This is a genomic window from Psychromonas sp., from assembly GCF_041586535.1.
GTDB lineage: Bacteria > Pseudomonadota > Gammaproteobacteria > Enterobacterales > Psychromonadaceae > Psychromonas.
Genome location: NZ_JBFGZY010000029.1, coordinates 23,327 through 29,937 on the forward strand (window position 1 = coordinate 23,327; position 6,611 = coordinate 29,937).

The window sequence follows — 6,611 nt, forward strand, 5'->3', positions numbered from 1 at the left end:
TTTATGTTGATTTTTATCTTTATCTGCAAAGCGCTGCCGTTAACTTAATTGTTCTTTAAGTAATGCAACCAGCATGGTTAACGCCTTTCCGCGGTGGCTTAATTCACCTTTGCGCTGTTTACTTAATTGCGCTGAGGTGCACTGTTCGCTCTCGACCCAAAATACCGGATCATAACCGAAACCATTTTCGCCCTGTACAGATTCGGTGATACTGCCGTGCCAGGTGCCCTGACAAATTACCGGAGTAGGATCCAGTTCGTGGCGTAAATAGACTAATACGCATTGGAAGCGCGCGCCGCGCTGCTCTTTGCCGACACCTTCTAATTTATTTAATAAAAGATCAATATTTTCCTGATCCGTGGCATTTTCGCCGGAAAATCGCGATGAATAGATCCCCGGTTGACCATTTAAAAAGTCTACCTCTAATCCTGAATCATCGGCAATGGCCGGTAGTCCGGTAACTTTAGCCGCATGACGCGCTTTTATAATGGCATTTTCAACAAAGGTGGTGCCGGTTTCTGCTACTTCTGAAACGTCAAACTGGCTTTGCGGCAGTACTTCGATAGCAAAGCTATTCAGCAGCTCGCTCATCTCTTTTACTTTGCCTTTGTTTCCTGTGGCCAGTACCCATTGTTTTTTCATTTTATTGGCAGTCCTCTTTTTCTGTACTTTTATTAATCGACATAAAACTTATGCTGAAATTTTAACGTGTTGGTTTGTTCTTGCGCTGTAATGGTGATATTAAAATTAACAATCTCTTCATTGCTAAACGGGTAATCAGCAATATAATAAACCGCATCCCCTTCTTTGATTTCGATAAAGTTTAGATCATGGCTTTGCCCTAACAGATTTTTTCCTGTACCGCTGATCACTGCTGAAACTGCTTTGTTCCCGGCATTTTTATCCAGTACTGAAATATTAATAATCGCATTGTATTTGCTGCGTTTAATTGTATATTTTTGGGCTATATCAGGTTGTAAAAAAGTACTGGTTAAGGCGATATAATGTACTTCCAGGTTATTGAAAGTTTGAAATTGTGCGGCAATACCCGAGGTGTTAAAGCAAAACAGCGCGGCAATCAAAAAAGCTTGATAAGCTTGTGTTAAATTAAGCATGATAACTCCTTAAATGAACGATTTAAAAAAATCAGGCATCTGTTTAGGGGCATGGATACGCACCAACTTATGCCGGCTTAATAAACCTTTTTCCACGCTGACTGCACTTTTAGCGACTTTAAACTGTTTACTTAAAAACTTGATCAGGTGCGCATTGGCTTTGCCATCAACCGGTGGCGCGGTAATGGCTATTTTCAGCTCATCACCGAGCATTCCGACAAATTGATCGCGACTGGACTTGGGTTGCAGTACAAGGCGCAGTAAAAGATCCTGCCCCTTATATTGTAGATTACCTGCCGACATTAAAATAATTTACTCAGTAAATCGTTTACTAACATCTCTAAAAACTGCAGTCCAATCAAGACCACCAGCATGGACAGGTCCAAACCTCCTATCGGCGGGATAAAGCGACGCACAGGTGCAAGCAGAGGCTCGGTTAACTGGATCATTACTGCTTCAATCGGGTTGTGACCGCGACTTATCCAGCTTAAAATTGCGCGCAATATTAATACCCAAAAGAGCAGTTTAAAGACCGCCGTAATTAAAATAACCAGGCCGGAAATAAGGATCACGATCGGATTCATTGACGCGCCTAACATTAAAGAGAAAGTGGTGATTTTCAGACAGGCAATAACAAAAGCAAATAAAATCGTAGCCAGATCCCAGCCGCCGAGTCCCGGAATAACCCTGCGCAGCGGACCAACAACCGGCTGTGTCGCTTTAATGACAAACTGGCTGAAAGGGTTGTAAAAATCGGCTCGCGCAACCTGTAACCACACGCGTAATAATACCACCATCAAATACAGGTCAAACAGGGTATTAACTAAAAAATTTACTGCACTCATTACCTACACTCACTCTATGTTATTAACTTAAAATTAAAATAATTTTTCCATTTCTGCGCCGCGGTCAGAAGCCGCCTGCATGGCCTTAGCAACGATTTCGCTTAACTGCAGTTCATTAAAAGTAGTGAGCGCCTGTGCGGTTGTTCCGCCTTTAGAGGTGACGTTTTCACGCAGAGTAGAAATTTCTAAATCAGGGTTTTGCTTGACCATCTCAATGCTGCCAAGTGCCGACTGCATTACCAATAAACGCGCCTGCTCAGGTGCAAAGCCCATTTCTATTGCTTTGTTCTGCATCGCCTCCATAAACAGGAAAAAATACGCAGGAGAAGAGCCTGATGCGGCAGTCACCGCATTAATCATACTTTCTTCCTGTATCCAGAGCGTTTCCCCTACGGCTGCCATCAGATCTCCGGCAAAGGTTTTATTTTCCTGGCTTACCTGCGTTGATGCGAATAATCCGGTCATCCCTTTTTGTAATAATGAAGGGGTATTAGGCATAGTGCGGATAACGGCCGTATTCTCTCCTAATAAAGATTGCAGGCGCTGTACTGAGACGCCCGCTGCAATGGAGATAACCAGCTTATTGCTGAAATCGACTCCCTGCTCGATTAATGTCTGACAAACATCCGCCATAATTTGCGGTTTTACAGCCAGAACTACAACCTCAGCCCAGTCAGCTGAAGCTCTGTTATCCTGATTGCCGGTAATAGCAAACTGCTCTACCAGTTTCTGAGTGTTAGCTTTATTTGGCTCACTGGCACAGATAAAGTCGGCAGGATATCCTGATTTAACTAAGCCGCTGATGATGCTGGCTGCCATGTTGCCAGCGCCGATAAAGGTGATTTTTTTATGTAACATATTATTTTCCTTAGTTTCTTGAACCGAAAATATCGGTTCCGATTCTTACCATATTACTGCCGCAGGCAATTGCAGTTTCTAAATCTCCGCTCATGCCCATCGACAGTGTATCAACTTGCGGGTATAACTGCTGCAGTTGCAGATAAATGTTATGGAGCTGATTGAACTGCTTTTCAAGTTGCTGGCTGTTATCGGTTTTTTCCGGGATAGCCATAATACCACGCAGTTTTAAGTGCGCCAGTTGGTTAACTTGTGAGGCGAGTTCAAGAACTTGGGATAAACTAGTACCCGACTTGCTCTGTTCTCCGCTAATATTAACCTGTAAGCAGATATTTAGTTTGGCCAGATGACTGGGGCGCTGATCATTGAGGCGTTGCGCGATTTTCAATCGCTCTACGCTCTGTACCCAATCAAAGTTTTCAGCCACCGGACGAGTTTTATTCGATTGTAACGGACCGATAAAGTACCAAAATAGCGGCTCATTAAAATCTGGGTCAAGTTTAATTTGCTCAATTTTTTTGATACTCTCTTGGACATAGTTTTCACCAAAATGGCGTAAGCCTGCCTGGTAAGCTTCTTTTATCTGGGATACCGGTTTGGTTTTACTGACCGCCAGTAGTTGAATCTCCTCAGGATCACGTTCTACCTGCTCAGCGATACGAGCTATTTTTTGCTCAACGTTTTTAATGTTTTTAATTATATTAGTCATAAATAAGGTTTAAATTATATGGATATAACAGAATTGTTGGCTTTTAGTGTAAAGCATAATGCATCAGATCTACACCTTTCTGCAGGAGTTCCTCCGATGATTCGGGTAGATGGTGAAGTACGTAAAATTAATGTGCCTGCACTGGACCATAAAGAGGTACACAGCCTCATTTACGACATTATGAATGATAAACAGCGCAAAGATTTTGAAGAGATGCTGGAAACCGATTTCTCTTTCGAGATTCCGGACTTAGCGCGTTTCCGTGTCAATGCTTTTAACCAGCAGCGTGGAGCCGGTGCGGTATTCCGTACTATCCCGAGTAAAGTGTTAACCTTAGAGCAGCTTGGCGCGCCGCACAGCTTTAAAACAATTTCAGAATTTCCTCGTGGCCTTGTGTTGGTCACCGGGCCAACCGGCTCGGGCAAATCAACAACTTTGGCGGCAATGATTGATTACATTAATGACAGCCGTCATGAACATATCCTGACTATTGAAGATCCTGTCGAGTTTGTCCATCAGTCAAAAAAATCACTGGTCAATCAGCGCGAGGTCTACAAAGACACCTTAGGTTTTGATGCGGCACTCAAAAGTGCATTACGGGAAGACCCGGATGTTATTCTGGTAGGGGAGATGCGTGATCTGGAAACGATTCGATTGGCCCTGACGGCGGCGGAAACCGGGCACCTGGTCTTTGGTACGCTGCATACCACCTCCGCGGCTAAAACCATCGACCGTGTAATTGATGTATTTCCTGCGGCCGAAAAAAGCATGGTGCGCTCAATGTTATCTGAATCACTGCGCGCAGTTATTTCACAAACACTGCTGAAAAAGAATGGCGGCGGGCGAGTTGCTGCACATGAAATTATGATGGGGATTCCCGCGATTCGTAACCTGATCCGTGAAGATAAAGTTGCGCAGATGTACTCGGTGATCCAGACCGGGATGGTACACGGGATGCAGACTCTGGATCAAAGTTTACGTAATTTAGTTGCCCAGGGTCTTGTTTCCCACGCCGATGCAGCACAAAAAGCAGCAGATCCAAAAACATTCTAAGGTGATTTATTATGTTAGATGAGCTATTAGTACAGGCCGATAATGTAAAAGCTTCCGACTTATACATCACGGTTGGGTTGCCTGCGACAATTAAAGTAAATGGAAAATTAGAGCAGATCAGTGAACAGAAATTTAGCCGTGAAGATGTTTACGCTTTAATTAAAGAAACCATGAATGACACTCGTTTCGCTGAATTTCAGGCCGTTAAAGAGTCCAATTATGCGTTTCTTGCCAAACATGGCGGACGTTTCCGGATCAGTGCCTTTATGCAGAAAGAGCAACCAGGTATGGTGCTGCGCCGTATCGAAATGAAAATACCTCTATTTTCTGAGCTTAATCTGCCTGAACGTCTGAAAGATATCGCTATGGCAAAACGTGGTCTGGTTTTATTTGTCGGCGCTACGGGGGCGGGGAAATCAACGACGCAGGCGGCGATGATTGGTTACCGTAATCAACATGCACCCGGCCATATTCTTACTATCGAAGATCCGATTGAATTTCTGCATGAGCATGGAAAGTCCGTGGTCACCCAGCGTGAAGTGGGGGTTGACACTGACTCATTTGATCTGGCGCTGAAAAACTCATTACGCCAGGCGCCGGATGTTATTCTGATTGGTGAAATACGCACCAGAGAAACCATGGAGTTTGCTTTGTCATTTGCTGAGACAGGGCATTTATGTATGGCTACTCTGCATGCCAACAATGCGAACCAGGCGCTGGATCGCATTCTGCATTTAGTGCCGCCGGAAGTACATCGTCAGTTTTTATTTGATCTTTCCCTTAATTTACGTGCAATAGTTGCTCAACAGCTGGTACCGAGCAAGGATGGAAAAGAGCGTTGTGCTGCTTTTGAGATTTTATATAATACCCCGAGACTGGCTGACGTTATTCGTAGCGGAAACCTGCATCTGCTCAAAGAGATTATGACAAAATCCAGAGAGCATGGTATGCAGACCTTTGATCAGGCGCTCTTTGAGTTATATGAAAGAGACATGATCGGTTACACCGAAACATTAGCCCATGCTGACTCTGTCAACGATCTGCGCTTGATGATTAAGTTATACTCAGCGAAAGATCCGCAACAGGTAGGTACAGGTAAGCTTAGCGATGTTACATTAGACTTATAATTTATAGCCAAGCCATCTTATAAAGTGCAGCAGATGGCGGATAGTTTTTTACAAAAGCGACGGTTGTCGCTTTTTTATTTTAATAGGAATAAAGATGTTAGTTGTTCTTTCACCGGCGAAAACCCTTGATGTTGAAACTGCCGCACCAGTCAGCAGCTTTTCTCAACCAGACTTACTGGCAGAAAGTCAGATATTAATAAACCGTTGTCAGCAATTATCGATGCAGGATATTGCCTCGCTAATGAAAGTGAGTGATAAAATTGCAGGCTTAAATGTAGCGCGTTTTAACCAATGGCAGGTCCCGTTCTCTTTAGATAATGCCAAACAGGCGTTATTCACATTTCAGGGCGATGTTTATAGCGGATTACAGGCTGAATCGCTAAGTGTGGAAACAATCACTTATGCGCAAAGCCATTTGCGTATTTTATCGGGATTATATGGTTTATTACGCCCGTTAGATCTGATGCAGGCATACCGTTTAGAAATGGGTACTAAACTAGACAATCAACGTGGCGCCAACTTATATCACTTTTGGGGTGAGTTAATTACCCGGGCGTTAAATAAGGCATTACAGGAGCAGGGTGATGATCTTCTTATTAACCTCGCTTCAAATGAGTATTTTAAATCTGTACAGAAAAAAGGGCTGCACGGTCGGATTCTCACCCCGGTCTTTAAAGATCAGAAAAATGGAAAATATAAGGTGATCAGCTTTTATGCTAAAAAGGCCCGCGGTTTAATGGCGCGTTATATTATGGAGCAGCAGATAAGGTCGCCGGATCAATTAAAAGCCTTTGACAGTGATGGTTACTATTTTGTCGCGTCAGAATCGAACGCGACAGAGTTAGTTTTTTATCGTGATGAAAGATAGTATTTGAGCTACGAGCTACGAGCTACGAGCTACGAG

9 protein-coding genes are annotated in these 6,611 nt (G+C 43.6%); 3 read left to right on the forward strand and 6 right to left on the reverse strand.

Annotation, left to right across the window (positions count from 1 at the left end):
* Positions 1-39: 39 nt before the first annotated feature.
* Genes ABZA00_RS05095 through ABZA00_RS05120 form a run of 6 tightly spaced genes read right to left on the reverse strand, consistent with a single transcriptional unit; the run spans position 40 to position 3,527 of the window.
* A complete protein-coding gene (locus ABZA00_RS05095) occupies positions 40-642 on the reverse strand; it encodes an XTP/dITP diphosphatase (RefSeq protein ID WP_372881061.1) in 603 nt (200 codons plus the stop codon).
* A gap of 32 nt (positions 643-674) precedes the next feature.
* A complete protein-coding gene (locus tag ABZA00_RS05100; protein WP_372881062.1) occupies positions 675-1,115 on the reverse strand; it encodes a DUF4426 domain-containing protein in 441 nt (146 codons plus the stop codon).
* Between the two features lie 9 nt (positions 1,116-1,124).
* Positions 1,125-1,418 (reverse strand): DUF167 family protein YggU, encoded by a 294-nt coding sequence (gene yggU, locus ABZA00_RS05105; protein ID WP_372881063.1) that lies wholly within the window; start codon positions 1,416-1,418, stop codon positions 1,125-1,127.
* On the reverse strand, positions 1,418-1,960 hold the full coding sequence (locus ABZA00_RS05110) for a YggT family protein (RefSeq protein ID WP_372881064.1): 543 nt from the start codon (positions 1,958-1,960) through the stop codon (positions 1,418-1,420). The genes yggU and ABZA00_RS05110 overlap by 1 nt, the downstream gene beginning before the upstream one ends.
* A 33-nt stretch (positions 1,961-1,993) precedes the next feature.
* A complete protein-coding gene (gene proC, locus ABZA00_RS05115; RefSeq protein WP_372881065.1) occupies positions 1,994-2,818 on the reverse strand; it encodes a pyrroline-5-carboxylate reductase in 825 nt (274 codons plus the stop codon).
* A 10-nt stretch (positions 2,819-2,828) separates the two neighbouring features.
* Positions 2,829-3,527: a YggS family pyridoxal phosphate-dependent enzyme gene (locus ABZA00_RS05120; RefSeq protein ID WP_372881066.1), complete on the reverse strand. Its 699-nt coding sequence runs from the start codon at positions 3,525-3,527 to the stop codon at positions 2,829-2,831.
* 18 nt (positions 3,528-3,545) lie between these two features.
* On the opposite strand from ABZA00_RS05120, the gene ABZA00_RS05125 reads away from it, so the two are divergent.
* From ABZA00_RS05125 to yaaA, 3 genes are all read left to right on the forward strand, one after another.
* The gene (locus ABZA00_RS05125) at positions 3,546-4,580 is read left to right on the forward strand and encodes a type IV pilus twitching motility protein PilT (RefSeq protein ID WP_372881067.1); all 1,035 of its coding nucleotides are present in this window, start codon (positions 3,546-3,548) and stop codon (positions 4,578-4,580) included.
* Positions 4,581-4,591: 11 nt separating this feature from the next.
* Positions 4,592-5,707 carry a PilT/PilU family type 4a pilus ATPase gene (locus ABZA00_RS05130; protein ID WP_372881068.1) on the forward strand — a complete coding sequence of 372 codons (1,116 nt, stop codon included), beginning with the start codon at positions 4,592-4,594 and terminating at the stop codon, positions 5,705-5,707.
* 94 nt (positions 5,708-5,801) lie between these two features.
* Positions 5,802-6,575 carry a peroxide stress protein YaaA gene (gene yaaA, locus ABZA00_RS05135; protein ID WP_372881069.1) on the forward strand — a complete coding sequence of 258 codons (774 nt, stop codon included), beginning with the start codon at positions 5,802-5,804 and terminating at the stop codon, positions 6,573-6,575.
* Positions 6,576-6,611 lie beyond the last annotated feature (36 nt).

Excerpts from the sequence above, each read along its gene's own strand:
- ABZA00_RS05095 (WP_372881061.1), bottom strand. The coding sequence starts at position 642 with ATGAAAAAACAATGGGTACTGGCCACAGGAAACAAAGGCAAAGTAAAA.
- ABZA00_RS05100 (WP_372881062.1), bottom strand. The coding sequence starts at position 1,115 with ATGCTTAATTTAACACAAGCTTATCAAGCTTTTTTGATTGCCGCGCTG.
- yggU (WP_372881063.1), bottom strand. The coding sequence starts at position 1,418 with ATGTCGGCAGGTAATCTACAATATAAGGGGCAGGATCTTTTACTGCGC.
- ABZA00_RS05110 (WP_372881064.1), bottom strand. The coding sequence starts at position 1,960 with ATGAGTGCAGTAAATTTTTTAGTTAATACCCTGTTTGACCTGTATTTG.
- proC (WP_372881065.1), bottom strand. The coding sequence starts at position 2,818 with ATGTTACATAAAAAAATCACCTTTATCGGCGCTGGCAACATGGCAGCC.
- ABZA00_RS05120 (WP_372881066.1), bottom strand. The coding sequence starts at position 3,527 with ATGACTAATATAATTAAAAACATTAAAAACGTTGAGCAAAAAATAGCT.
- ABZA00_RS05125 (WP_372881067.1), top strand. The coding sequence starts at position 3,546 with ATGGATATAACAGAATTGTTGGCTTTTAGTGTAAAGCATAATGCATCA.
- ABZA00_RS05130 (WP_372881068.1), top strand. The coding sequence starts at position 4,592 with ATGTTAGATGAGCTATTAGTACAGGCCGATAATGTAAAAGCTTCCGAC.
- yaaA (WP_372881069.1), top strand. The coding sequence starts at position 5,802 with ATGTTAGTTGTTCTTTCACCGGCGAAAACCCTTGATGTTGAAACTGCC.